This window comes from Nonomuraea sp. NPDC049400 (assembly GCF_044466425.1).
GTDB lineage: Bacteria > Actinomycetota > Actinomycetes > Streptosporangiales > Streptosporangiaceae > Nonomuraea.
This window is the reverse complement of record NZ_JBITMP010000003.1, coordinates 316,211-341,588: the sequence shown is the minus strand read 5'-3', so window position 1 is coordinate 341,588 and position 25,378 is coordinate 316,211. Positions and strand designations below refer to the sequence as shown.

23 protein-coding genes and 1 pseudogene are annotated in these 25,378 nt (G+C 71.2%); 9 read left to right on the top strand and 15 right to left on the bottom strand.

Going from position 1 to position 25,378, the window contains the following annotated elements; all coding sequences use genetic code 11:
- The first annotated feature begins 32 nt into the window (after window positions 1–32).
- The 3 genes from ACIBVN_RS05570 to ACIBVN_RS05560 are packed head-to-tail and all read left to right on the top strand — an operon-like array spanning window position 33 to window position 3,524.
- Window positions 33–806 (top strand): amidohydrolase family protein, encoded by a 774-nt coding sequence (locus tag ACIBVN_RS05570; RefSeq protein WP_397132989.1) that lies wholly within the window; start codon window positions 33–35, stop codon window positions 804–806.
- On the top strand, window positions 803–1,531 hold the full coding sequence (locus ACIBVN_RS05565; RefSeq protein WP_397132987.1) for an amidohydrolase family protein: 729 nt from the start codon (window positions 803–805) through the stop codon (window positions 1,529–1,531). The genes ACIBVN_RS05570 and ACIBVN_RS05565 overlap by 4 nt, the downstream gene beginning before the upstream one ends.
- 43 nt (window positions 1,532–1,574) lie before the next feature.
- Window positions 1,575–3,524 carry a hypothetical protein gene (locus tag ACIBVN_RS05560; protein WP_397132985.1) on the top strand — a complete coding sequence of 650 codons (1,950 nt, stop codon included), beginning with the start codon at window positions 1,575–1,577 and terminating at the stop codon, window positions 3,522–3,524.
- Window positions 3,525–3,571: 47 nt separating this feature from the next.
- Here the strand turns inward: ACIBVN_RS05560 and ACIBVN_RS05555 are convergent, their stop codons facing one another.
- From ACIBVN_RS05555 to ACIBVN_RS05535, 5 genes are all read right to left on the bottom strand, one after another.
- Window positions 3,572–4,447, bottom strand: coding sequence for a dihydrodipicolinate synthase family protein (locus ACIBVN_RS05555; RefSeq protein WP_397132983.1), 876 nt, complete (start codon window positions 4,445–4,447; stop codon window positions 3,572–3,574).
- Window positions 4,448–4,457: 10 nt separating this feature from the next.
- Window positions 4,458–5,324: a carbohydrate ABC transporter permease gene (locus tag ACIBVN_RS05550; protein ID WP_349453116.1), complete on the bottom strand. Its 867-nt coding sequence runs from the start codon at window positions 5,322–5,324 to the stop codon at window positions 4,458–4,460.
- The gene (locus ACIBVN_RS05545; RefSeq protein WP_397132980.1) at window positions 5,321–6,187 is read right to left on the bottom strand and encodes a carbohydrate ABC transporter permease; all 867 of its coding nucleotides are present in this window, start codon (window positions 6,185–6,187) and stop codon (window positions 5,321–5,323) included. The genes ACIBVN_RS05550 and ACIBVN_RS05545 overlap by 4 nt, the downstream gene beginning before the upstream one ends.
- A gap of 33 nt (window positions 6,188–6,220) precedes the next feature.
- Window positions 6,221–7,465 (bottom strand): ABC transporter substrate-binding protein, encoded by a 1,245-nt coding sequence (locus tag ACIBVN_RS05540; RefSeq protein ID WP_397132978.1) that lies wholly within the window; start codon window positions 7,463–7,465, stop codon window positions 6,221–6,223.
- 86 nt (window positions 7,466–7,551) lie between these two features.
- Window positions 7,552–8,703: a DegT/DnrJ/EryC1/StrS family aminotransferase gene (locus ACIBVN_RS05535; RefSeq protein WP_397132976.1), complete on the bottom strand. Its 1,152-nt coding sequence runs from the start codon at window positions 8,701–8,703 to the stop codon at window positions 7,552–7,554.
- A 29-nt stretch (window positions 8,704–8,732) separates the two neighbouring features.
- Between ACIBVN_RS05535 and ACIBVN_RS05530 the strand changes: the two genes are divergently transcribed.
- Window positions 8,733–9,968 (top strand): hypothetical protein, encoded by a 1,236-nt coding sequence (locus tag ACIBVN_RS05530; protein WP_397132974.1) that lies wholly within the window; start codon window positions 8,733–8,735, stop codon window positions 9,966–9,968.
- A 103-nt stretch (window positions 9,969–10,071) separates the two neighbouring features.
- On the opposite strand, the gene ACIBVN_RS05525 is transcribed toward ACIBVN_RS05530, so the two are convergent.
- The 5 genes from ACIBVN_RS05525 to ACIBVN_RS05505 form a co-directional block, all read right to left on the bottom strand.
- Window positions 10,072–11,127, bottom strand: coding sequence for a dihydrodipicolinate synthase family protein (locus ACIBVN_RS05525; RefSeq protein ID WP_397132972.1), 1,056 nt, complete (start codon window positions 11,125–11,127; stop codon window positions 10,072–10,074).
- Window positions 11,128–11,189: 62 nt separating this feature from the next.
- The gene (locus ACIBVN_RS05520; RefSeq protein ID WP_397132970.1) at window positions 11,190–12,197 is read right to left on the bottom strand and encodes an NAD-dependent epimerase/dehydratase family protein; all 1,008 of its coding nucleotides are present in this window, start codon (window positions 12,195–12,197) and stop codon (window positions 11,190–11,192) included.
- Window positions 12,198–12,285: 88 nt separating this feature from the next.
- A complete protein-coding gene (locus ACIBVN_RS05515) occupies window positions 12,286–13,170 on the bottom strand; it encodes a Gfo/Idh/MocA family protein (protein WP_397132968.1) in 885 nt (294 codons plus the stop codon).
- 13 nt (window positions 13,171–13,183) lie between these two features.
- Window positions 13,184–14,992: a hydantoinase B/oxoprolinase family protein gene (locus ACIBVN_RS05510; protein WP_397132966.1), complete on the bottom strand. Its 1,809-nt coding sequence runs from the start codon at window positions 14,990–14,992 to the stop codon at window positions 13,184–13,186.
- Entirely contained in the window at window positions 14,985–16,985 is a 2,001-nt protein-coding gene (locus tag ACIBVN_RS05505) for a hydantoinase/oxoprolinase family protein (RefSeq protein ID WP_397132964.1), read from the bottom strand. Before ACIBVN_RS05505 ends, ACIBVN_RS05510 begins: the two co-directional genes overlap by 8 nt.
- Before the next feature lie 101 nt (window positions 16,986–17,086).
- Between ACIBVN_RS05505 and ACIBVN_RS05500 the strand changes: the two genes are divergently transcribed.
- Window positions 17,087–17,746 carry a thymidine kinase gene (locus ACIBVN_RS05500; protein WP_397132962.1) on the top strand — a complete coding sequence of 220 codons (660 nt, stop codon included), beginning with the start codon at window positions 17,087–17,089 and terminating at the stop codon, window positions 17,744–17,746.
- On the opposite strand, the gene ACIBVN_RS05495 is transcribed toward ACIBVN_RS05500, so the two are convergent.
- The 4 genes from ACIBVN_RS05495 to ACIBVN_RS05480 form a co-directional block, all read right to left on the bottom strand.
- Window positions 17,714–18,121, bottom strand: a complete 408-nt coding sequence (locus ACIBVN_RS05495; RefSeq protein ID WP_397132960.1) for a MarR family winged helix-turn-helix transcriptional regulator — start codon at window positions 18,119–18,121, stop codon at window positions 17,714–17,716. The two genes, ACIBVN_RS05500 and ACIBVN_RS05495, sit on opposite strands and share 33 nt — an antisense overlap.
- Window positions 18,122–18,131: 10 nt before the next feature.
- Window positions 18,132–18,803 (bottom strand): DsbA family protein, encoded by a 672-nt coding sequence (locus ACIBVN_RS05490; RefSeq protein ID WP_397132958.1) that lies wholly within the window; start codon window positions 18,801–18,803, stop codon window positions 18,132–18,134.
- A gap of 35 nt (window positions 18,804–18,838) precedes the next feature.
- Entirely contained in the window at window positions 18,839–19,735 is an 897-nt protein-coding gene (locus ACIBVN_RS05485) for a hypothetical protein (protein WP_397132956.1), read from the bottom strand.
- A 134-nt stretch (window positions 19,736–19,869) separates the two neighbouring features.
- Window positions 19,870–20,601 (bottom strand): carbon monoxide dehydrogenase subunit G, encoded by a 732-nt coding sequence (locus ACIBVN_RS05480; protein ID WP_397132954.1) that lies wholly within the window; start codon window positions 20,599–20,601, stop codon window positions 19,870–19,872.
- A 152-nt stretch (window positions 20,602–20,753) separates the two neighbouring features.
- Here ACIBVN_RS05480 and ACIBVN_RS05475 point away from each other — a divergent pair, with 152 nt between their 5' ends.
- The 4 genes and pseudogenes from ACIBVN_RS05475 to ACIBVN_RS05460 form a co-directional block, all read left to right on the top strand.
- The gene (locus ACIBVN_RS05475) at window positions 20,754–21,428 is read left to right on the top strand and encodes a polysaccharide deacetylase family protein (protein WP_397132952.1); all 675 of its coding nucleotides are present in this window, start codon (window positions 20,754–20,756) and stop codon (window positions 21,426–21,428) included.
- A gap of 211 nt (window positions 21,429–21,639) precedes the next feature.
- Window positions 21,640–22,983, top strand: coding sequence for a cytochrome ubiquinol oxidase subunit I (locus ACIBVN_RS05470; RefSeq protein ID WP_397132950.1), 1,344 nt, complete (start codon window positions 21,640–21,642; stop codon window positions 22,981–22,983).
- Between the two features lie 24 nt (window positions 22,984–23,007).
- Window positions 23,008–23,925: a cytochrome d ubiquinol oxidase subunit II gene (cydB, locus tag ACIBVN_RS05465; protein ID WP_397132948.1), complete on the top strand. Its 918-nt coding sequence runs from the start codon at window positions 23,008–23,010 to the stop codon at window positions 23,923–23,925.
- Window positions 23,925–24,240, top strand: a pseudogene (locus ACIBVN_RS05460) (Tn3 family transposase); the annotation flags it as partial. The gene cydB and the pseudogene ACIBVN_RS05460, both read left to right, overlap by 1 nt.
- A gap of 133 nt (window positions 24,241–24,373) precedes the next feature.
- Here ACIBVN_RS05460 and ACIBVN_RS05455 read toward each other — a convergent pair.
- The gene (locus tag ACIBVN_RS05455; RefSeq protein ID WP_397132946.1) at window positions 24,374–25,273 is read right to left on the bottom strand and encodes an NAD(P)-dependent oxidoreductase; all 900 of its coding nucleotides are present in this window, start codon (window positions 25,271–25,273) and stop codon (window positions 24,374–24,376) included.
- Between the last annotated feature and the right edge of the window lie 105 nt (window positions 25,274–25,378).

Here is a 25,378-nt window from a genome sequence, read left to right as displayed (position 1 = left end):
AAGCACGGTTCGTCAATGGCATGATGTGCGGCATGGCAATAGAGGATCGGACCGGTATGCCGTTCGACGCGTGGCGGCTGGTCGGCGAGCTGGAGGTGGCGCTCGACGTGGACGTGCTGTTCGGGGCGTACCCGGACCGCGACGGGCCGCCCGGCACGCCGGAGTCGGTGCTCGGGGTGCTGGGCGGGCACCGGATCCGGGCGGGGGCGGCGGCGAGCCTGCGGGCGGCGCTGTTCGACGTGCGCTCGGGCAACGACGAGCTGCTCGCGCAGGCGGCACCGGAGGTCGTTCCGGTCGGTGCCGTGGACCTGCGCGACCCGATCGGCGCGGCGCGCGAGCTGGAGCGCCTGGCATCGCGAGGCGTCCGGGCCATCCGGCTGTTCCCCGACGAGCAGGGCGTCGAGGCGGGCTTCCCGTCCGTGCGGCATGTCGCCCGGCAGGCGGCGCGGCTGGGCCTGGTGGTGCTCACCGGGGGCGACGTGCGCAGGTTCTGGCAGCCCTTCGCCGGGCTCGGGGCCACCGTCGTCTTCCTCGACACGCACTTCTACCACCTGGGCGACTTCCTGGTGGCGGCCGCGGACGAGCCCGGCTTCCACACCTCCACCCGCCTGCTCAACTCCCCCGACGCGCTGGAGCTCGCCGCCGCCGAACTCGGCGCGGACCGCCTCCTGTACGGCTCGCGCGCCCCTCACTACGAACCCCTCGTGCCCCTCCTGCGCCTGGCCACGAGCGGGCTGAAGCCCGAAGAGATCGCCGCCGTGGCCGGCGGCAACGCGAGCAGGCTCCTGAGGAGGCCGCAGCCATGATCATCGACGTGCACGCCCACTGGGGCCCGTGGTTCTTCACCATGGACGTGGCCGAGGCCAACCTCGCCACCATGGACCGCTACGGCATCGACCGGGCGATCGTCTCCGCCACCGAGGCCGTCATCTACGACGCCCCGGCCGGCAACCGTGCCCTCGCCGCCTACCTGGAGACGCAGGACCGCCTCCTCGGCTACGTCACGGTCAACCCGCGCCGCCTGCGCGAGGCGGAGGCGGACCTGGAGGCGTACCTGCCGGGCGGCCGGTTCGTCGGCGTCAAGATCCACACCGACTACACGGGCTCGCCCGTCGCCTCCCCGCAGCTCCGCGACGCGCTCACGCTGGTGGCCGCGACCGGCCGGCCCGCGCTCGTGCACACCTGGGGCACGTCGGTGCTGACCCTGGCGGAGGTCTGCGAGGACATCCCGGGCCTGCGGGTGATCGCCGGACACATGGGCGCCGACGGTTTCCGGTACGCCATCGAGGCCGCGAACGCCTGCGACCGCCTCTACCTGGAGCCCTGCTGGTCGCACGCCCCCGCAGGGCGCATCGCCGAGGTGGTGGCCGCCGTGGACCCGGCGCAGCTGCTGTTCGGCACCGACGCGACGCTGATCGACCCGTCGTCGGCGTTCGGCGCGGTCGCGGCGGCGGGGCTCACCGGCGGGACCGCCGAGCGGGTCGCCTGGCGCAACGCCGCGGCGCTCTTCGCGCTGGACATTACGGCCTAGCCCGTTATAGCGTGCGGCCAAACTTCACCAAGGGAGCCCGCGCATGATCCCCCGCCGTCGTTTCCTCCAGGCGGCCGCCGCGACCACGGCGGCCGCCACCTTCACCGCCGCCCCCGCCCGCGCCGCCATCCGCGAGAACACGCAGCCGGAGGGCACCATCACCGACATGGGGCCGGCGAGCGTCGCCAGCCCGCTCGGCAACGGCGAGTTCGTCGGCGGCGTGCTCTACGCGGGCTCGCGCGGCCTGTCGCCCAACGTGGTCGGCGCGTACGACCTCGCCAAGGATTCGGTCACGGCCCATTTCGACATCCCGACGGGCGTGGGCATCTGGGCGATGTGCAAGGTCGGCACCGACGTCTACGTCGGCACCCACGCGAGATCCGACCTCTACAAGATCGACACCGTCGCGAACCAGGTCACCAAGGTCGCCGAATACCCCGACCACTACATCTGGACCATGGCCTCCTCCCCCGACGGCAAGGTCTACCTGGGCACGTCGGAGCCGGGCCGCGTCTGGGAGTACGACCCGGCCACGGGCACGAGCCGCGACCTCGGCCAGCCAGCCCCCGGCGAGGCGTACGTCCGCAGCATCCAGGCCGACGACACGCACGTCTACGCCGGGATCGGCGCCAACGCCCACCTGATCGCGATCGACCGCGCGACCGGCGACAAGCGCGAGCTCCTGCCGTCCGCCGTGGCCGACCGCGACTGGGTCGCCAGCCTGGCCATGTCGGACACCCACCTGGCCGGCGGCATGAACTCGCTGGGCGAGCTGCTCGTGCTGGAGAAGGCCGCGCCGCAGAACCACAAGGTCGTCAAGGCCACCGCCGCCGGCGAGAAGTACATCGTCTCGGTCCTGATCCACGACGGGTACGTCTACTTCGCGGGGCGCCCCTCCGGCACGTTCTACCGCTACCACCTGGCCACGGAGCAGCTGGAGGTGCTCGGCGTCCCGTACTTCGAGGCGGCCACCCACCGCCTCCTGGCCCACGAGGGCCGGATCTACGGCATCCAGGACAGCGCGGTCTTCGTCTACGACCCGGCGACCGGCTCACTCGACTACGTCAACCTCGTGCAGCGCGGCTTCAAGTCGGCTCCGGAGGAGCCGATGTCCGTGCACTCCGACGGGCGGCGCGTCTACGTCGGAGGCAAGGGCGGCGCCGACGTCCACGACATCGCGACCGGCAAGGTCACCCGGCTGGCCATCTCGGGCGAGCCGAAGACGCTGCTCACCGTCGGCGACACCACGTACCTGGGCGTCTACACCCAGGCGGCCCTGTACGCGCACCGCCCAGGCAAGGCCGAGGCCGAGCTGATCGCCCGCACGGGCAACCAGCAGGACCGCCCGCGCGACCTCGCCTACGACAACGCGACGGGCCTGATCGTGATGCCCACCCAGCCGGAGCCCGGCCACATGAACGGCGCGCTCTCCCTCTACTCGCCCGGCACCGGCACGTTCGAGACGTACCGGCCGGTGGTGGAGCGCCAGACCGTCTACTCGGTCGCCACCCGGCGCGGCGTCGCGTATCTCGGCACCCTCATCCAGGAGGGCCTCGGCCTGCCGCCGGTCACGACGACCGCCCGCCTGGCGGCCTTCGACCTCCGCACGCGGAAGCTGCTCTGGCAGACGGAGCCGATTCCCGGCGCCCGGCAGATCTCCTCGCTCTCCTTCGGCAGGACGGACATGCTGTACGGCATGGCGAGCACGGGCGAGGTGTTCGAGTTCGACCTGCGGAGCAGGAAGGTCACCAGGACGATCAAGGTCGGCTCGAAGGGCGGCGAGCTGTTCGTCACCGGCCGGGTGGCTTACTGCACGGACGGCGCCGCGATCTACAAGATCGACCTGGTCGCGTTCACGGCCAAGCCCATCGTGGAAGGGCTGGCCGGGCAGTGGTTCGGCGGCGAGCCCAAGCTGGCGCTCGACCCCTCCCACCGGGCCCTGTACGCGGTGCGCGCCCGCAACCTGGTCAGGGTGGCCATCGCGGGCCGATGACGCCCCCTCGGCGTAGCCCGGCCTGCGGCAGCAGGGCTACGCCGGCTTCACCGAGAAGCAGCGATGACCCCGGCCCGTTCCTCCTCGGGCAGGCGCGGGCCGTACGGGTCACAGGCGTGCGACTCGGGCACGCGGCCCTCGGCGGCGGCCAGCCAGAGCATGCGCTGCACGTAGCCCTCCATGGGCTCGGTGAACGTGGCCTGCGCCAGCCGGTCCAGCCGCCCGGACGCCGCGGCGAAGGCGCTCAGGTCCTTGCCCCCGAACGCCTCCAGGACGGCGGCGGTCACGCCGACGCTCGCCGCCGCGATGCCGACCAGGGCCGCCTCGGCGCCCCACAGCAGGGACGGGCCGAACATGCGGTCCTCACCCGTGATCGCCAGCCGGTCCGCCTCCCTGGTGAGCGCGATGGCGCGCTGGCAGCCCATGGCGTCCGACAGCAGAGCGGTCTTGAGCCCCGCCACGCCGGGGTGCCGCAGGAGCTCGCGCAGCGTGCCGGCGGGGCACGGGCGGGTGTAGAGGTCGAAGGCGATCATCGGCAGGCGGGCCGCCTGCCACACCTCCTCGTGCAGCGCCACCCGGTCTCCGTCCGACGGGAACACTAGCACGCCGTCCGCCCCCAGCCCGGCCGCGACGCTCGCCTGCTCCGCCGGATCGCACGGCCCGCCGCCCACGCCGACCAGCACCGGCACGCCCACGGCCACCGCGCGCTCGATGACTCCGGCGCGGACGTCCGGGGCGAGGTACGGGCCGCGGCCCGTGTGGGCGAGCACCGCCAGGCCGGTGGCGCCGTCGGCCACCAGGCCGGCGAGGTAGCGGGCGACCACGTCGAGGTCAACCTCGCCGGAGGCCGTCATGGGGGTGGCCGCGGCGGCGATCAGCGCGCCGCGGAGCCGGTCCCGAAGGTTTCGTACCGCGATATCCACTCGCAAGACCCTATTTCAGGCCGGTCATCGCGATGCTGTTGACCAGGTACCGCTGCAGCAGGAAGAACACCAGCAGGCACGGCAGCACCGACACGGCCGCCGAGGCCATGAGCACCGACAGCTGCAGCTCCTCGGTCCGCAGCGTGGTCAGCCCCACGGTCAGCGTACGGGTGGCGTCGCTCTGTCCGACGACCAGCGGCCACAGGAAGTCGTTCCAGTGCCACAGGAACACGAACACGCCGAGCGTGGCCAGGATCGGCCTGGTCAGCGGCACCACGATCGTCCAGTAGACCCGCCACTCCGAGGCCCCGTCCACCTTGGCCGCGTCGAACAGCTCGTCCGGCAGCCCCAGGATGAACTGCCGCATCAGGAAGACGGCCTGCGAGTTGGCCAGCGTCGGCACGATCAGCCCCCAGAACGTGTCCACCCCGCCCAGGCTGTTGACCAGCACGAACGTCGGGATGAGCGTGGCCTGGAACGGCACCATCATGGTGGCGAGGAAGGTCCAGAACATGGCCTCGCGGCCGGGGAAGCGCTTCTTGGCGAAGGCGTACCCGGCCATGGACGAGGTGAGCAGGATGATCACCACGGAGACCACGGCGTAGACCAGCGAGTTGACCGTCCACGTGGCGAAACCCGACGACGACAGCACCCGCGCGATGTTGTCGAACGTGAGCGAGTCCGGCCACTGGGCCGGCACGGTGAGCCGGCCCGCCGGTGACAGCGCCACGATGAACATCGCCACGAACGGGCTGACGGTCAGCACCGACAGCAGCGCGAGCAGGGCCACGAGCGGCCACCTGCCCTGCCACCACCGGCGGCGGGCCGCCTGCCGGGCCCGCACCTCGGTGACCGGCCGGGACGCGGTCATCGTCATGTGTTCCCCCGATCCAGGAAGCGGCGCTGGACCAGCGACACGACCAGCACGATGGCGAACAGCACCATGCCCCACGTGGCGGCGTAGCCGAAGTCGAACGACCTGAAGCCGTGGTCGTAGATGCCGTAGATGAGGGTGTAGGTCGCCCTGACCGGGCCGCCGCCGGTCATCACGTAGACGGTGTCGAAGGTCTGGAACGCGCTGATCGTCTCGATCACCACGACGAAGAAGATCGTCGGCTTGAGCAGCGGCAGCGTGATCCGGCGGAACCGCTGCCACGCGCTCGCCCCGTCCACCCTGGCCGCCTCCAGGTACGAGGACGGGATCGACTTCAGCCCGGCCAGCAGGATCAGCATCGAGTAGCCGAAGCCCTTCCACACCGACACCACGGCCAGCGCGGGCAGGACCAGGGCCGACTGCTCCAGGAACGCCACCGGGCCGAGGTCCGCCTTGGCCAGCAGTCCGTTGATGAGCCCGTCGAACTCGTAGATCCAGCGCCAGATGATGCCCGCCAGCACGAAGCTGGTCACGTACGGCAGGAAGAGCATGCCGCGGAACAGCCCGCGCAGGAAGACCACCTGGTTGAGCAGCAACGCCGTGCCGAGCGCCACAAGCAGTGTGAGCGGCACGTAGATCGCCACGTACACGAGCGTGACCCGTAAGCTCAGCCAGAAGTTCACGTCGTCGAGCAGCCGGGCGTAGTTGTCGGCGCCGATGAAGTCCCACTCGCCGCCGATGTTCCAGTTCGTCAGGCTCATCCCCGCCGCGCCCAGCGACGGGAAGATCCGGAAGATCAGGAAGAGCACGAGCACGGGCAGCACGAACAGCAGGCCGGTGACCGGGTCACGCAGGCGTTGACGCACCAGGTGTTTCCTTTCTGGTGAGTGTGCGGGGGCTCAGCCGCCGCTGCCGAGCAGCTGGTTGGCCTCCTTGGCGGCCGCGTCGAGCGCGGTCTTCGCGTCCTCCTTGCCGAGCAGCGCGGCCTGGATGTGCGGCGCGAGCACGCTCATGACATGGCGGGCCTTGGGGTGGGAGTCGCCGGGGAAGGCGTACTGCAGGGACTTGGCGAACTCCTTGGAGGACGCCGACTGCTCGAGCACGGTGACGTCCGTGCGCGCCGGGAAGAAGCCCGACTCCTTCGCCAGCGCGGCCGACACCTCCGGGGAGGCCAGGTAGGTGGCGAGCTTCTTGGCCGCGTCCTTGTTCTCGGAGTGCTTGGCCAGCACCAGGGCTCCGGGGATGCCGAAGGCCACCCGCTTCTTGCCCTCGAGCGGCAGGCCGATGCCGAGGTTCTCGGCGCCGATGGCGGCGGCGAGCTGGTCGGCCTGGCCCGCGGTGGCCGCGTGGTACATGGCCGTCTTGCCGGCGGCCAGCGTGCCGCCCTCGATGTCGTTGCCCTTGCTCGCGGTGTTCTCCGGCAGGCCGCCCGCGGCCTTCAGGTCGAGCAGGAGCTGCAGGCTGTCCACGCCCTCCTGGCCGTTGAACGCGACGCTCTTGCCGTCGGGGGCGAAGACCGAGCCGCCGTTGGCCCAGAGGATCGGGTAGAAGCTCTGGTTGAGGCTGATGTCGGGCTTGCCGGGATAGTCCAGGACGGCGACCTTCTTGGCGGCCAGCTTGGGCGCGGCCTCCTTCAGCTCCGCCAGCGTCTCCGGCGCCTTCTCGACGCCCGCGTCGGCGAACAGCTTCTTGTTGTAGATGGGCGCGGTGATCGTCTGGTAGATCGGGACGCCGTACAGCTTGCCGTTGACGGTGAGGGCGGTCAGGGAGTTCGGCAGGTATGAGGCCTTGGCCGGGGCGACGAGGTCGTCCACCGCCTCGACCGTGCCCTGCTGGGCGTACTGCGGGATCTGGTCGGGACCGAGCACCACCAGGTCGAAGCCCTTCTTCGAGACCAGCGCGGTGGTGACCTTCTCCTGGCGGCCCTCCCAGGGCTGCTGGTCGATCTTGACGTCGATCGTGGGGTTCGCGGTCTCGAAGTCCTTCTCCACCTTGCCCCAGAACGCCTGGCTCTTGGCCTGGTCACCGATGACGGGATACATCCACAGGGTCACGGTGCTCTTGTCCGAGCCGCTGCTGGATCCGCACCCGGCGGCCGCGAGGCTCAGAGCGGCCACGATGCCGACTGCCGCTGCCTTCTTCATCTGCGGCTTCCTTTCGACTAATACCGGTCCTGACCGAAACCTAGTGAGCGCATCTGGCCGGGTCAATGGCTGATACATGAACGTAACTACGGTCGAGCCCGAAATTTCGCCATCTCGGCGGCGATCAGCTCGACGTGCTCGGACGTGTAGTTCTCGTTCCAGTCGATGACGAGCAGCGTCCGGTCCACCATACGCTCGGCCTGCGGGCAGGGGTTCGGCCGGTAACCGTCGAGCGGGTAGCGGGAGGTCCCGTAGATGGCCGCGTCCCACACGGGCGCCCTGTTCAGGGGCTCGCCGAGGTAGCCGGCCCGCGCGGGGATCCCCGCCGCCGCCAGGTGCGCGGCCAGCTCGGGCGCGTCACCGTCCGGGCACATGACCGGGAAGAGCCACCAGGCGTGGCCCTCCGGGCACGGCAGCCGTACTCCTGGGAGGCCTTTCAGTGCGTCCAGCAGCTGCACGGCGGTGCGCCGGCGGGCGGCGAGCACGCCGGGGAGCTTGGCGAGCTGGGCGCGGGCCACAGCGGCCTGGAGCTCGGTCATGCGGTAGTTGAGCCCGAAGGCGGCGTGCGACCGGCCGGCCGCGCGGTCCCAGCCCTTGTCCGAGAACAGCCGCATCCGCCTGGCCAGCTCGTCGTCGTCGGTGATCGCCACCCCGCCGTCGCCGCAGGTGATGTGCTTCCACTGCTGCAGGCTGAGGCAGCCGACCTCGCCCACCGTGCCCGCGAGCCGGCCGTCCGGCAGCTCGGCGAGCCAGGCCTGCGCGCAGTCCTCGATCAGCGCGAGGCCGTGCTCGTCGGCGAGCGCACGCAGCTCGCCGATCCTGGCCGGCGCGCCGAACAGGTGGACCGCCATGATCGCCTTCGTCCGCGGTCCGATGAGCCCGGCCACCGCGCCGGGATCGAGATTGCCGTCCGACGGATCCACGTCCGCGAAGACAGGAACGGCGTTCTGCGCCAAGATGGGGGCCACGGTCCCGAAGTCCGTGATCGGCGTCGTGATGATCTCGTCCCCCGGGTCAGGCGCGGCCGCCACGACCGACAGATGGAGGGCCGCGGTGCCGGAGCTGCAGGCGATCGCGTGGCGGGTGCCGTACACGCGGGCGATCTCGCTCTCCAGCGCCCGCGCCTCGGTCCCCCAGACGGAGTTGAGCATGCCGGAGCGGATCACCCGCTCGGCGGCGGCCACCTCCTCGTCGCCGAGCGTACGGCCGGCCGCCTCTGCCATGGACGGGAACTTCACCGGGCACCTCACAAGTTATAGTTGCGGTCTTGACCGAAAATAGCGAGAGGGAGGCGTGGGTGGGAATCGTCATCGGGGTCGTCGGACCGCATGACCTGGTCGACGACGTCGCGGCCGTCTGCGAGGAGCAGCCCGGCGTCAGCACGCTGCGCCTCGACTACGACCACGAGTCGCAGGCGCCCGCGATCGTCGAGGCGCACGCCTCCGCCGTCGAGGGCTGGCTGTTCACCGGCATAGTGCCCTACATGCTCTCCCGCGACGCCGAGGCGCTCACCCGTCCTGCGGCGTTCGTCGACTACTCGGGCGCGACCCTGCTCAGCGCCCTGGTACGCCTCCAGCGCCAGGGCCAGGACGTCACCCGGCTGTCGATCGACACGCTTTCCGCCGCCGACGTCAACGCCACCTTCGACGAGGCCGGGCTGCCGACCGCCGGCCTGCGCACGCTCCCGTACCGGCCGGAGATGACCTCCAAGAAGGCCGTCGCCTTCCACCGGAAGAGCCCCGCCCACGCGGTGATCACCTGCCTGAGCTCCGTGCACGAGGCCCTCCGCGACGAGCTGAACGTGCTGCGCCTGGTCCCGTCCGTCCACTCGGTACGGGTGGCGCTGCGCCAGCTCATGCTGACCGCCGAGGGACAGGCACAGGAGGACGCCCAGATCGCGCTCGGGCTGATCGAGGTGGCCAACGAGGAGGGGCTGCTGCGCGAGGCCACGGCGCTCGGCGGCACCCTGGCGGCCTTCCGCGGCGGCACGCACCTGCTGGTGACCACCCGCGGCCCGCTGCACGACGCCACGGGCGGCTTCACGGGGCTGCCCATGCTGGCGCGGCTGGCCGCCCAGAACGACCTGGTACGCGTCGGTTTCGGCCTCGGCCGCAGCGCGGCGGAGGCCGAGAGCCTGGCCCGCCGCGCCCTCGCCAGGGCCCGCCGCATCGGCGAGGTCGCCGCGGTCCTGTCGCTGCGCGCGGACACGGACATCGTCCTGGAGTCGGTCACCTCGGCCCCGGCAGGCACGCAGAACCTCCCGGTCATCGCGCGTCGCGTCGGCCTGTCGGTGCCCACGCTGGAGAAGCTCCTGGAGGCTCGGGCGGCGGCCGGGGACGAGCCGCTGACCACCCGCGAGATCGCCGACCGCCTGGGCGTCCAGCAACGCACGGCCCGGCGCATGCTCCACCGGCTGGAGCTGGCGGGACTGGCCGAGCGCACGGGCAACCTCACCAGCGGCTCCAGCGGCCGCCCCCTGACCCTCTACCGCCTCACCATCTGAGCGGGCCCGTCCGGCTCGGGCCTGCCGCGCGAGCGCACCGCCCCGCGCGCCGGCGCCCGCCCGCACGACACGCCCCACCACCGGCACCGCCCACCCGCGCCGGTCAGGCGAGCCAGCGGTCGAGGCCGGCGGCGACGAAGTCGTCGTCCCGGAGCCACGGGTACGCGCCCCAGATCCGGTCGATCTCGTCCAGCTGCCCGGGAGACAGCTCCTCGTCGGGGTCGAGGCACCAGCGCCCCGCCAGCAGCCCCTGGCGGCGCAGCACCTCGTGGATCCCGGGGATGCACCCGTGGAACCCGTTGGCCGAGTCGAAGATGGCCGCGTTGGCGTCCGTCAGGTGGCCGTCCAGCGTGAGCAGCCGCCGTACCGCCGAGTCGTCACCGCCCCGGGCGAGCTTGGCCTCCTCCAGCAGCCCCACGGCCCGCCGCACCCACACCGCCCACTGGCCGAGCAGCCCGCCGACGAACTCGACGTCCACCTCGCGCCCGTCCACCACCACCCGGTGCGTGGTGATGAGGTCGGCCAGGATGTGGTCGTCGTTGCCGGTGTAGAGCGCCACCTCCCCGGCCCGCCCCGCGCGTACGACGCCGTGCAGGACGTCGAGCGTGCGGTACCGGTCGAAGGGGGCGACCTTGATGCCCACCACGGACTCCACCGCAGCCAAACGTGTCCAGAAATTTCGGGACAAGGGGCGCCCGCCCACCGCCGGCTGCAGGTAGAAGCCGATCACCGGCAGCACCTCGCCCACCGCCCTGGCCCGCTCGATGAGCCCGTTCTCGTCGAGCTCCCGGTAAGGGCTGAGCAGCACCATGTGATAGCCGAGCGACCTGGCGAGCTCCGCCTCCGCCACCGCCTGGGCCTTGGGCCCGGTGGCCCCGGCCACCAGCACCACCTCGCGGTCGAACTCCCCGGCGGTGCTCGCGGCCAGCTCGAGCACGGGCGGCAGCAGGCCGGTGCCGTGGATGGCGAACTGCGTCGTGTGGACGCCCACCGCCAGCCCGCCCGCGCCCGCCTCGACGTAGTAGCGGGTCAGCGCCCGCTGGCGGCGCTCGTCCAGCTTCCTGTCCTCGGTGAGCGCGAGCGGGTGCGCCGGGATCACCAGGCCACGCCTGAACAGGTCGCGCACGGACGTCTGCGCCTCTGGAGCCGTGCTGAGCACGTGAGGTCCCCCTTTGGTCATTGGTGAGGCACGCGGGTGACGCCCCGCGTGCCGGAGTCCGATCAGAAGCGGCCGTCACGCCGTTCGAACTTGGTGGGCTTGCCGAGCAGCGGTCCGCCGTCCGCCACCCAGCGCGCGGTGTGCTCGATGAGCTCGGCGGGCGTGAGGTCCGGATAGCCGAACAGGCGGTGGCAGCGCCCCGCGTTCGACAGCAGCGCGGTCGGCGCCTCCTCGCCGGTGAACACCGGCTCCTTGCCCAGCGCCGCGCCGAGGGCCAGCGCGATCTGGCGCACCGAGAGCAGCTCGGGACCGGTGACGTTCAGGACGTACGGCGGCGTGGCGGCCAGCGCCAGCGACCGGAGCGTCACCTCGTTGGCGTAGCCCTGCCAGACCACGTTCACCTGCCCCGTCGACAGGTCGACGGGCTCCCCGGCGAGCACCTTCTGCGCCAGGTCGACGAGCACGCCGTAACGCAGCTCCACCGCGTAGTTGAGGCGGATCAGCGACATCGGCGTGCCGTACGTCTCGGCGAAGTGCGTCAGCACCCGCTCGCGGCCCAGGCAGCTCATGGCGTAGTCGCCCACGGGCCCCGCCGGCGAGTCCTCCGTGCTGCCGCCACTGGTGACAGGGACGAGCGGGTAGACGTTCCCGGTGGACAGGGCGGCGATCCTGCTGTCCCTGAACCGGTCGGCGACCCGCCCTGGCAGGTACGCGTTGGTGAACCAGGTGGCGTGCTCACGCCCCTGCGTGCCGAACTTGGCGCCGACCAGGAAGACGACGTTCGGCGCGTCGGGCAGGTCCCGCAGCGCACGTTCGTCGGCCACGTCGGCGGAGACCACCGTCGCGCCGTCCTTGGCCAGCGCCTCGGCGAGCCCCGGCTCGGAGAAGCGCGAGACGGCGATGATCCGCCGGCTGCCCTGGGTGGCGTTGAGCGCCAGCCGCACCAGGCTCGGCCCCAGCTTGCCGCCGGCGCCCAGGATCAGGATGTCGCCGTCGAGCCCGGCCAGATCGTCCACGAGCCCGGCGCTGGGCCGCGCAAGGCGCTCCTCGAGTTCCGCTGTCGTGCGCACGCGCGTATCTCCTCCGTCCGTTATTTACGGTCCAGACCGTAACTGTGGCGGACTTCGGCTGTCAACGGGTACAGGCAGGACAACTGGGTCAGGCGACCTCGCGGGCGGCGACCAGCACCTCGAGGATGGCCCTCGTCTGCTCCCACGGCACCGGGCTGGGCGCGCCGCGCACCATGGAGAGGAACGCGTCGATGGTGCCCTCGTACCCGAGCCCCTTGAGCGGGTCGTCGCCGCTCTCGATCACGATCGTGTCGGAGCCGTCGCGCCCGTGCAGGGTGACGGCGTAGGACTCGCCTTCGGAGACGCCGAGGATCTCGACCGTCCCCGTGACCCCGCTCCCCCACCGCAGCGCCATCACGCCGGTGTCCTCGGAGCGCAGGCCCTGGTAGTGCCGCTTGGCCCCGGCGGCGCCCACCAGCCGCACGTCCGGTCCCAGCAGCGCGACCAGCAGCTCCACGCCGTGGATGCCCATGGTCACCATGGTCCCGCCGCCCTCGCCCGGCGTGTCCTGCCAGGCGTTGTAGCCGTCGGCCCACAGCCCCACGTCGTGCCGCACGGTGGCCCGCACGGCCAGCACCTCGCCGGGATCGACCCGGCTCCCGGCGAACGCGGGAGCGAACCTCAGCACCGAGCTCGACAGCACCCGCTCGTGGATCGGCAGCCGGTCGAGCGCGTCGAGCTGGGCCCTGCTGGCGGCGGCAGGCTTGTTCACGAAGCAGGCCACGCCGGTCTCCAGCACGCGTGCCAGGGCCTCGGGCACCTGCGGGTTGGGCACGGTCAGCACCACGCCGTCGGGCCCGGTGGCCAGCGCCTCGCCGAGGCTGCCTGCCACCTTCGCCGCCGGATGCTCGTCGGTGAAGCGCCGCAGCCGCTCGGGGTCCTGCTCCCACACCACCAGTTCGGCGTGGCGGGTCAGGGTGCGGGCATCGGTGTACGGATGGCTGGTGGCGAGCCCAGCGAGGACAATACGCACGATTCGGGCTCCTCTACAGGTCGTCCACCTCGGCGAACGCCCGTCCGCCTGACAACTTCGCATACCCCGGCCCCCGGTCGAAGAAGCGGTCGGCCGGAGGGCGCAGGCGGGCGCGGAGCTCGGCGGTGGCCTGCTCGTCGATGCGGTCGCCGTCCAGGACCACGCCGTAGTCCCCCAGCGCGCCCGCGATCGACACCTTCCCGTCCCGCACGTCGGCCGCCACCGCCCGGGGATCCCGGTCGTACGGGGAGCCCCAGCCTCCGCCCCCGGTGGTACGGATGCGGATCAGCTCGCCGGCCTGCACCGGGTGGTCGTCGACCAGCCCCTCCATCTCCTTGCCCGCGATCTCCACCCGGAACGGCCGCCCGGCGAGCCCGCCGTTGACGCCCCAGCAGGACAGGATCGAGCGGTCGGCGATGGACATGTACGAGGCGTCCCTGAGCATCCTGATGTGCTTGTCGTAGCCCAGCCCGCCCCTGAACATCCCGGGCCCGCCGGAGTCGCAGGCCAGCGCCAGCCGCTCCACCAGGAACGGCCAGCGCGCCTCGGCGAACTCCACGGGGATGTTGCGCGAGTCGGGCACGACGTGGATGGTGTCCTCGCCGTCGGCGTACCAGCGCCCGCCGGAGCCGCCCCCGAGGACCTCGCGCATCAGGTACGGCTGCTCGTCGGCGTCGGTGCCGTACACGCCGGTGTAGCGGATGGTCTCCTGGTCGGCCGGCATGCGCCCGCCCGTCGCCTTGGCCAGCACGCCGGCGAGCACGCCGAGCAGGCGCAGGATGACGAACGTGCGGGCGTTCGTCGGGGCGGGGAAGACCGGCGTGAGCAGGGTGCCCTTCTCCGGGAAGATCATCTTGATGAGGGGCACGACGCCCTCGTTGACGTCCAGCTCGGCCATGCGCTCGGGCGTGTCGGCCAGGTTGCGCAGCACCGGGGCCAGCCACTTCTTCAGGAACACTCCGCCCGCGTAGTCGCCCGCGTGGTTGATCGGCCCCTTGGCCTGCGGCGACGTGCCGGTGAAGTCGATCGTGAGCGGAGAGTCGGCCGAGTGGTCCACGGTGAGCGTGATGCGCTGGGCGTGCAGCCGTGGCTCTTCCACGCCGTCGTGCTCGGCGTAGTCCTCCCACACGTACGTGCCCTCGGGGATCTTGGCCAGCAGCTCCCTGCGGAACGTCTCGGTGGTCTTGGAGATGATCGCGTCGAAGCACTCCTCGACGGCCTGCCTGCCGTACCGCTCGAACAGCTCGCCCAGCCGCCGCGCACCCATCAGGCAGGCCGAACACTCGGCGTCGAGGTCGCCCGCGAGCGAGTCGGGCATGCGGGAGTTGCGGGTCATGATGCGCAGCGCCGCCTCGTTCGGCACGCCCTGGTCCCACAGCTTGATCGGCGGCACCATCAGGCCCTCTTCGAAGACCGACCTGGCGTGCGAGGGCATGGAGCCGGGCACGGACCCGCCGATGTCGTCGTGGTGCCCGAACGCCTGCACGAACGCGACGACGGCGCCCTCGTGGAAGACGGGCACGGTCACGCACAGGTCGGGCAGGTGGCCGATGCCGCCCTCGGAGAGGTAGACGTCGTTGTGGAAGTAGACGTCGCCCGGCTTCATCGTCTCGACGGGGAAGTCGCGCACGACCGGCTGGACGAGCGCGCTGTAGGAGCGGCCGGTGAGCTTGCGCAGCCGTACGTCGTGGATGCCCGCGCGGAAGTCGTGCGCGTCGCGGATCATCGGCGAGCGGGCCGTGCGGGCGATGGCCGTCTCGACCTCCTTCTCGACGGACGCCAGCGTGCCCTCGACGATCTCCACCAAAATCGGATCAGTCACGCTTTATCTCCACATTTCCGTACTCGTCCACCTTCGCGGTGAAGCCTGGGTGGATGGGGATCGTCGAGCCGTACTCCTCGATCACCGCCGGCCCCTCGACCAGGGCGCCGGGGCCGAGGGCGGAGCGCTGGTGGATGGGGGTGTCGCGGGTCTCGTCGAAGTGCACCGGGCGTACCGAGGTGGCGCCCTCGCCGGGGCTCTCCAGGCGGCGGATGGCCGGGCGGGTGATGGGGCCGATGCCGGAGACGCGCAGGTTGACCCATTCGACGCCGTGGCGGGGATCATCCCGGTACGCGTACCCGTACAGCTTCTCGTGGGCCTCGTGGAAGCGGTCGATCACCTCGGCCTGCCAGTCGTCGTCGATCTCGCCCGCCGGCGCCGGCACGCTGACCTCGTAGGCCTGGCCGTAGTACCGCAGGTCGGCACTGCGCAGGTAGACCGGGTCGGCGAAGCCCTCCCGGTCGAGGGCCTCGCCCGCCTGATGTTCCAGGTCGTGGAAGATCTCGACCGCCTTGCCGAGCGACAGCTCGCGGGTGACGTACGTACGGACGTAGTCGTTCTTGACGTCCACCGTGAGCAGCCCGAACGCCGAGACGTTGCCGGGGTCGCGGGGGATGACGACGGCCGGCAGGCCGAGGATGTCGATCAGCCGGCACGCCAGCAGCGGCCCGGAGCCGCCGAACGTCACCAAGGGGAAGTCCCGCACGTCGAGCCCGCGCTTGACGGTGAGCTGCCTGATCGCGTTGCTCTGGTTGAACGCGCTGATCTCCAGGATGCCGGTCGCCGTGCGCTCGGGGGTGAGGCCGAGCTTGTCCGCCAGCGCCTCGATCCCGCCGCGCGCGGCGTCGGCGTCCAGCGGGATCTCGCCGCCGAGCAGGTGGGGCGGGATCCGGCCCAGGAACACGTGCGCGTCCGTGACCGTCACCTCCGTGCCGCCCCTGCCGTAGCAGATGGGCCCGGGGTCGGCGCCCGCGGACCTGGGGCCGACCTTGAGCGTGCCCTCGGGCGAGATCCACGCGATCGAGCCGCCGCCCGCGCCGACGGTGATGATGTCGATCATCGGGATCTTGCAGGGATAGCGGCCGACCGCGCCCTCGGTGGTGATGGAGGGCTCGCCGTCGATCACCACGGCCACGTCCGTCGAGGTGCCGCCGCCGTCCAGCGTGATCACCGACTGGTGCCCCGCCGTGGAGGCGATGAGCGCCGCGCCGAGCGCCCCCGCCGCCGGGCCCGACAGGACGGTGGTGATCGGCTGGTTGACGACCTCGCGGGCGGACAGGATGCCGCCGTTGGACTTCATGACCGAGAACGGCTTGCCGAGGCGGTTGGACAGGTTCGCGATGTAGCCGCGCATCGCGGGCTTGACGGCGGCGTCCACGAGGGTGGTGACCGAGCGCTCGTACTCCCGGTATTCGCGCAGCACGTCGCTCGACAGCGAGATCACCGCCTCCGGGTGCTCGCGCCAGAGCACCTCGCGCATGCGGCGCTCGTGCTCGGGGTTGGCGTAGGAGTGCAGGAAGCAGACCCCGATCGCCGTGACGCCCTTGGCCTTGAACCAGCGGGCCACCTCGACGGCCTGCTCCTCTGAGAACGGCCGCACCTCCTCGCCCTGGTGGTCGAGCCGCCCGCCGACGGTCTTGACCAGGTGCGCAGGAACGATTCTCGGCGGCTTGACCCAGAAATAGGAGTTGCCGTAGCCGTCGGGCACGCTCTGCCTGGCGATCTCCAGGACGAACTCGAAGCCCTCGGTCGTGATGAACCCGAGGTTGGAGATCCGGTCTTCGAGCAGCTGGTTCGTGGCCACCGTGGTGCCATGGACGATCGACCCGACGTCGAGGGCGCCGAGCTTCCCGATTCCCGCGACGAACCCGTCCGCCGGGTTGGCGGGCGTCGAAGGGGTCTTGGTGCTGAGGATCTCACCGGTCTCCTCGTCCACCGCCACCACGTCGGTGAAGGTTCCCCCGGTGTCCACTCCGATACGGACGCTATGCATGGCTCCTCGGTTGGCCGGTGACCATTGTTCCTGCTGCTTACTCCAGAGGAGAAATGTCCCACGAGGTCGTGGAACAAGCCAAGCCACTAAGCTGGCCCCCCGTGACCGAACTGTCTGCCTTGTCCGCCGTGCCCTCTGGGGCAAGGGATGCCGTGCTCAAGTTCTTCTTCGGCCCCATGGACTGCGGGAAGTCCACCCTGGCGCTCCAGATGAACTACAACCACGGCCGTCAGGGCAGGCGCGGCCTGGTGCTGACCAAGCACGACCGCTCGGGCGGCCCCAAGGTCACCAGCCGGATCGGGCTCGGTCTCGACGCGATCGAGGTGGAGGACTCGCTCGACCTCGTACGGCTGGTCACCTCCCACGACCGCATCGACTATCTCATCTGCGACGAGGCCTGCTTCTACACCGTCCAGCAGATCGAGCAGCTCGCGGACCTGGTGGACGAGCACGGCGTGGACGTGTACGCGTTCGGGCTGGCCTCGGACTTCAGGTCGGTGATGTTCCCGGCGGCGCAGCGGCTGTTCGAGCTGGCGGACGAGGTGTGCCGGCTGCAGGTCGAGGTGCTGTGCTGGTGCGGGCGTCCCGGGCAGCTCAACGCCCGGGTGGTGGGCGGGGCGATGGCCCGTACGGGCGAGCAGGTCGTGATCGGCGACACCGACGCCTCGCCCGTGCGCTACCAGGTCCTCTGCCGCCGCCACCACCGCTCCGGCCACCTCGGCGAGGGCTCAGACCAGGCGGTCCAGCAGCTGTCTGAGTAGCCGCGCGTCGTCGCCCGGCAGGGCGGCGAGGAACGCCTCCTCGGCCGCCTCCACGGCGCGCGTGGCCCCGTCGAGCACCTCCCGGCCCTGCTCCGTCAGCTCCACCATGTTCTTGCGCCGGTCGCCGGGGTGCGGCCGGCGCCCGACGAGCTTCTTCCGCTCCAGCCCGTCCAGCAGGGCGACCATCGTCGTCCTGTCGATGCCCAGCCGCTGCGCGGCCGCCAGCTGGGAGAGCGGCTCCCGCGTGCCGAGCACCGACAGCACCGCGAACTCACGCCCGTCGATCCCGTACGGCTCCAGCGCCGGGCCCGTCAGCTCCGCCAGGCGCAGGTTGGCGTGCTTGAGCAGGTAGCCGAGGCGGCGACGTCGCGACACGTCATGATTCTCACACGGCGCAGTATCCGTCGTCGTCGCACCCGTCGGCCGGGGCGGCCAGCTGGGTGATCGGCGTCTGGCCGGTCCGCTCCGCCACCTCGTCGATCGCCGCCGCGAAGGCCTCCTCCGGCTGGGCGCCCGACACCGCGTACTTGCCCTCGAACAGGAACAGCGGCACCCCGCTGATCCCGAGCGCCCGCGCCCGGTCGATCTGCTCGCGCACCTGGTCGGCGCCCTCGCCGCCGTCCTCGACCCCGACCTCGGCGGCCAGCTTGGCCAGGACGTCCGGGTCCCCCACGTTGAGCCCGTCGGTGAAGTGTGCCCGGAACAGCCGCTCGGCCATCTCCTTGCCGCGCCCCTGCCGCTCGGCCACCTCGATCAGGCGGTGCGCCTCGAACGTGTTGGCGCTCACCGCGTGGTCGAAGTCGAGCGTCAGCCCGTCGCCGGCGGCGGTGTCGACGACCCGCCGGACCATCTGGCCGGCGTTCGGCCCGAACTTCCGCTCCAGCGAGGGGATCAGCGGCTCGCCCTCCGCCGGGGCGTCGGGATTGAGCTGGTACGGGCGCATCGTCACGTCGATCGTGCCGCCCTTGGCGCGGAACCGTTCGGCGGCCTTGGCGAACCTGGTGTGCCCGATATAGCACCAGGGGCATACGACGTCGGAGAAAATTTCCACCTTCACGCATATGGGCAACCGCCCGGGGCCGCCACTGATTCCTATCCTGCGGCCAGTTCCTCCAGCCGGTAAGGCAGGTACGCCGAGTCGTCCACCAGCGCCGACGCGCCGCGCCACCACCCGAACCACTCGCCGCTGCGCCACATCCAGTCCACCCGCTCGATGGCGGCCACCACGTCGCCGACCGTCTCCCACCGCTCGCCGAGCTGCTCGCGGGTGGCGCCGTGCCGCAACGCCCAGGCACGCAGGATCCCCACGGCGGCGGCCGGGACCTCGCGGGCGTAGGGGTCGGGGTCCTCACCGGGCAGCCGGTGCGGCCCGAGCCCGGCCGCCACGCCCCAGCTCCACTGGGCCTCGGCGGGCCGGGAGTAGCGCAGGGAGTGGAAGTCGAGGTTGGACCCGAGCTCGTCGTCGGGCCGCCGGGTGACGACCGCGTCCAGCCGCCCGCCGGCGTCGAAGTGGACGACCAGCCGCTGCCCCGGCTTCACTCCCGCCGGCAGCTCGAACCGGTCCTCGGCCTGCCACGAATTGAGATCGACCTCGGCGACCGGCCGGCCCCACATCTGGTCGGCGGCGTCGTCGGAGATCCAGGCGGCCAGCATCTCGAGCGCGGTCAGATCGGTCCACGGCTCGATCGCGACCGCCGTGCGCACCACCTCGTCCGGGGCCGGGAGCTTGCCGCCCCTGGACCGGCTCCACCACTCCGCCCCCAGCTCGCGGGTGCCGACGAGCAGCGCGGCGATGGCGGCCAGCTCGGCCGAGCGCCGGGTGAGCGAGGCGCCCAGCGCCAGATCGAGGGTGCGGGCGGTGCGCTCCTCCCCGAGCACCGGGCGCACGTCCGCGATCAGGGTGCCGGCTGTGGGGCGCTCCTCGCCCAGCAGGTTGCGTACGACTCGCCTGGCTTCGGTCCGTGCGTCTTCAGCGTGTGCCTGCCGCATGAAACCACGCTACGCCTGGAGATCCTTTTCCGCGAGAGGCCACCGGGCCCGCACCTCCGCATCGCCGGCCCGCACGCCAAGGGCATGCGCCCGCACGTCGGAAACCCGCACGTCGGAAGCCCGCGCCTCGGTGGTCATGGGCGCGGGCGCCGGGAGGCGCGGCCGAGCAGCCAGCCCACCGCGACGCCCGTGAGCGCGATGCCAGCCCCCATCCCGAACGACGCCAGCATCACCCACGGCCGTGTCTCCGTGTGCCGCTTGCGGGGCCGCTTGGCGGGCCGCTCGTAAACAGCACCCCCCACAGGGCTCACCTCGCCCGCTCGGTCCGCCACACCCGCCTGGGCGGGCGCGTGCACCCCGGCCCCCGCGACCGCCGGGATGCCCGCGCCGGCACCGGCACCAGCGGGCGCGCCCGCACCGGCACCGACCGCCCCACGCAGGTGGTCATCGACGGCCGAGAAGAACTCCCCCGCCGTCCGCCTGGCCACCGAGCCGAGCATGCGCTGCCCGACCCCGCCGATCATCCCGCCGATCACCGCGTCGGCGTCGTAGTCCACCCGGGTCCCGCCCTCGACCTCGCTCAGCCGTACCAGAACGGTGGCGTCCACCGTCCCTGGCGCCCCCTGACCCCGCGCCTTGAGCGTGAAGCTCTCGGGCGCCAGCGGGTCGGCCAGCGCCACCTCCCCCTGGTAGACGCCCTTGATGGACGCGACCCCCGCGTTGACCGTCATCCGGTAGGTGTCAGGCCCGGTCTCCTCCAGGCGTTCGCACCCCGGAATGGTGCGCACCAGCACCGCGGGATCCCGGAGCGCCGCCCACACCCGATCCCTCTGAACGCCGATCACGGCACTACCCGCCACTTTCATGCCGCCACTCTAAGCAGCCGGGACGTCGCGGATAAGGGCAACACCTGACAGAGGAACGGCGCGTCCCGTCCGCGGGCCCTTCCGCGGAGCCGTCCGAATTACCCACCGCCAACCCCCGGACCCCGCCCGGCGTGCGCCCGCGCAAGGGGGAAGTGACCCCGATCGAGCACACCGGCGGCCTCCCGCCGGTGATCAGCTCCATCCCCACCAAGCGCAAGGTCGTCTTCTTGACCATCGACGACGGGTGGGAGCAGGATCCGGGCTTCGTCAGGCAGGTGCGCGACCGGCGCATCCCCATCACCGCCTTCGCCATGCGCGACGCCGTCGAGGCCAGGGGCACCCCGGACCCGGCAGGCGGCCCCGGAAGGTACGTGGGCGCCGGGAAGTGGGGATATTTCCGGCAGCTCCGCGACGCCCACGTACCCGTCGAGAACCACACCCTCACCCACCCCAACCTCCGCCTGCTCGCCCACGACGCCCAGCGCCGCGAGATCTGCGGCGCCTCCCGGATCATCAGGAAGGAACTGGGCGCCAGGCCCACCCTGTTCAGGCCGCCGTTCGGCAACTACAACACCGACACGCTCAGAGCCGCCAAGAGCTGCGGCATCCAGGCGCTCCTCCTCTGGTCCGCCACCGTCCAGCCAGGCGGCAAGATCGCCTACCAGGTGCCCGACAAGCGGCTCCGCCCGGGCGACATCCTCCTCCTCCACTTCCGTCCCAACCTGGCAGGGGACTTCCGGATCCTCGTCAACAAGATCAAGCGCCGCGGGTACGAGTTGGGCAACCTCCAGGCGTACCTGGACGCCGCCACCCGACCCCAGTCGTAGCCATCCGCCCCGGCAGGGTCCGCCCCCGGGCGTACGGATGAATCAACCCGGCGACTGACGCGCCGGACCGGTCCGGCGCGGGATTCTCGGTACGCAGCAACAGCCGGCGGACAGCGATGTGACCAAGCTCGCATCGCATTGCTCTACGACTTGTAGTACTACTTCAAGTAGATGAACTACGGCTTGTAGAGCTCACGGAGTGGGACGGAAGATGGACGCACTTGACCTGGCGCGGTGGCAGTTCGGGGTAACCACCGTGTACCACTTTCTGTTCGTGCCCCTGACCATCGGTCTGGGGATCTTCGTGGCGGGCCTCCAGACGGCCTGGCACCGCACACGGAAGGACCACTACCTGAAGCTCACGAAGTTCTTCGGGAAGCTGTTCCTGATCAACTTCGCCATGGGCGTGGTCACCGGCATCGTGCAGGAGTTCCAGTTCGGGATGAACTGGAGCGAATACTCCACGTTCGTCGGCGACGTCTTCGGCGCGCCGCTGGCCATGGAGGCGTTGCTCGCCTTCTTCATGGAGTCCACGTTCCTGGGGCTGTGGATCTTCGGCTGGGAGCGGTTGCCGAAGAAGGTGCACCTGGCGTGCATCTGGGCGGCCGCCATCGGGTCCAACTTGTCGGCATATTTCATCCTTGCGGCCAACGCCTGGATGAAGCACCCCGTCGGCTACGAGGTCGTGGACGGCAAGGCCAGGATGACCGACCTGTGGGCGGTGCTCACCAACTCCACGGCGCTCGCGCAGGTGCCCCACGTGATCGGGGCGGCGTTCGTCGTGGCGGGCGGTTTCGTGCTGGCCGTGAGCGGCTACTGGCTGCTCAGGACGCGCGCCCCCATGTGGCGCAGCGCCGCCAGGGCAGCGCTGGTGATGACGGCGATCGCGGGGGCCGTCGTCGCGGGCACCGGCGACACGTCCGCCAGGCTGCTGTACGAGCAGCAGCCCATGAAGCTGGCCTCCGCGGAGGGCCTGGAGCGCGACACGGCGGGCGCGGCGTTCTCCGTGGCGCCCGGCATCGAGATCCCCCGCGTGCTGAGCTTCCTGGCCGCCCACGACCCCAACGCCACCGTCCAGGGCACCGAGGACCTGCAGCGCCGCTTCGAGCAGCAGTTCGGCCCGGGCGACTACCGGCCCAACCAGCCGGTCGTGTTCTGGTCGTTCCGCGTGATGATCGTGTTCGGGATGGCCGCGGTGGGCCTGTCGGTGCTCGGCCTCTGGCTGACCCGGCGCAGGCGCGAGTTCCCGAGGTGGTTGTCGCGGGCGATGCTGCTGGCCCTGCCGCTGCCGCCGGCCGCGATGATCGCCGGGTGGCTGCTGAGCGAGATCGGCCGCCAGCCGTGGACGGTCGCGGGCGAGCTGCTCACCGCCTCCAGCGTGTCGCCCGGCGTGAGCCTGGCCGAGGTGGCCACCTCGCTGACCGTCCTCACGCTCCTGTACGGCGTGCTCGCGGTGGCCGAAGGCGTGCTGCTGACCAGGCATGTCCGCAAGGGCGTCGAGGAGCAGGCGCCCGCACCCACGGCCGAGCGGCTCGAGCCGTCGCTGATGTACTGAGCTGATGTTCTGAGGGGTACGACAATGATCGAGTTGTGGTTCGTCATCATCGCCTTCCTCTGGACGGGCTACTTCGTGCTGGAGGGCTTCGACTTCGGCGTCGGCATGCTGGCGCCGATCGTGAGCAGGAGCGCCGAGCAGCGGCGGCAGAGCCTGCAGACCATCGGCCCGGTGTGGGACGGCAACGAGGTCTGGCTGATCACCGCCGTCGGCGCCATGTTCGCCGCCTTCCCCGCCTGGTACGCGGGCGTGTTCAGCACGTTCTACCTGCCGGTGACGCTCGTCCTGGTGGGGTTGATCGTGCGCGGCGTCGGCCTGGAGTGGCGGGGCAAGGTGACCGACCCGCGCTGGTGCGACCTCGGCATCGTGGTGGGCAGCGTCCTCCCGGCGTTCCTGTGGGGCGCGATCTTCGCCGACCTGCTGTACGACAGCCTGCCCGCCGCCCTGCTCGGGGGCGCGTTCACCCTGGCCGTGTGCGCCCTGCACGGGGCCGTCTTCCTGGCACTCAAGACCACGGGTCCGGTACGCCGCCGTGCCCGCGCCGTCGCCCTGGCCGCGAGCGGGGTCGCCATCCCGGTGGCCGTGGCCGCGCTGTCGAGCCTGGGCACGCTCCCGGCACTGGCCGCCATGGGCTCCCTGGCCGCGGCCACGGCGCTCATCTGGCGCCGCCGCGAGGGCTGGGCCTTCACGGCCACGGCCGGCGCCATCGTCCTGACCACCCTGGCGGTCTTCATGGAGCTCCGCCTCCAGCCGCTCCCCGGCCTGACCCTGACCGAGGCGGCCTCCGGCCCGTACACGCTGACGATGCTGAGCTGGATCGGGCTGATCGCGCTGCCGTTCGTGCTGGTCTACCAGGGGTGGACGTACTGGGTGTTCAGGAAGCGGGTCCGGGTGGAGGCGACGCCGCCCGAAAGACCCGTCCAGGTGGTCCGCTCCCACTGACCCACCCAAGCCGCGCGGGGCGGCGTGTCCAATGGCCTGCCCGTCCATACGTCACCCCGCTGCTGATCAGCGAGGCCTGCAACGTCGGATTGACGCCGGTGATCAAGGCCGGAGATGAGGCACTGACGCGGCCGGCTCTCGCACGTGGACCAGAACTACGTGCGCGCCGAGACGCACGCCGCGGCCAACGCGATCGTGATCGAGCACCAGGGCAAGGTGCCGATCGTCGCGGCATGGGGCGGCGGGCTGCTTGCCTCGGTGGACGGGCTGCGCTTCGTCGTCCCGGTCAAGACCATCAACGCCGGGCCCTCACCTGTCTCTTGGCGGGCGCCTGCCTTGGCGGGCGCCTGCCTTGGCGGGCGCCTGCCTTGGCGGGCGCGGCCGCGGACAGCATCGCGTGACGGCGTGGGTCGCTGTCCAGGGGCGTGCCCGCCCCTGGGCGGGCGGCTTACGCGTGGCTGTGCTCGGCCAGCAGCTCGAACAGGCTTGAGAAGCCCTGATCGCCGTGGCCGTCGGCGATCCTGCGGTCCATCAGCTCCTTGACCTCCCGCATCCGTATGGCCTCTACGCCGACGGATCGCCGATGGCTGATCATGTCGTCCATCAGCGCGGCCTGGACGTTGAGCGAACCGAGGTCCGGTTGGTAGTCGCCGCTCTTGACCGCCTGTGCCATCGAAGTCAGCAGCGCCGGGAAGGCGGGCATTGATCCGGCGACGCGCTCGGCGAACTCCACCACGTCGACGCCCTCTGCCTGTACCAGCCGCAGCGCGTGCAAGTAGCCGATGAGCAACTCGTAGGCCACCGCGACCTGCGCCATGAACTCCACGCCGGCCAGACCGGCGTCTTCCCCGTGGTAGGCGACGGTGCCCAGCTCCCGCAGCGTCGGCTCATGGGCGGCAAAGGCGTTGCGGGAGCCGCTGAACGGGAACAGGACGTGCGGCGTGCCCACGTAGGGCGGATCGCCCATGATCTTGCCATCGAGGTATTCGGCACCGCGTTCACGAGCCCAGCGCTCGTTCGCCCGCGCCTGGGCGGGAGAGCCACTGGTGAGGTTCACCAGCACCTTGCCCGCGACCGCGGTCTCGATGGAGCCCAGTACCTGTTCGACCGCTGGGGTGTCGAGCAGGCAGAGCACGACAAGCGGGCTCGCCGCCACCGCCTCTTCGGCCGTCGCGGCCGTCGCGGCCCCGGCGTCGGCCAGTGGCGCGCTCTTGCTCGCGGTCCGGTTCCAGACCATCGTGCGATATCCGCGTTCCAGCAAGGTCCGGGCGATCGCCGAACCCATGGAACCGAGCCCCAGCACGGTGACCTGGGCCGGGCTAGCGGTTGTCGCTGTTGTCGTCATCATGATGATTCCTAATCAGTTCTGGGAGTAAGCCATTCGGCAGACTCCTGGTGGTAGCCGCCGGCAGGTGGGCACTGTGGGGTTCCTGAAATCGAGTCCTGACGAAAG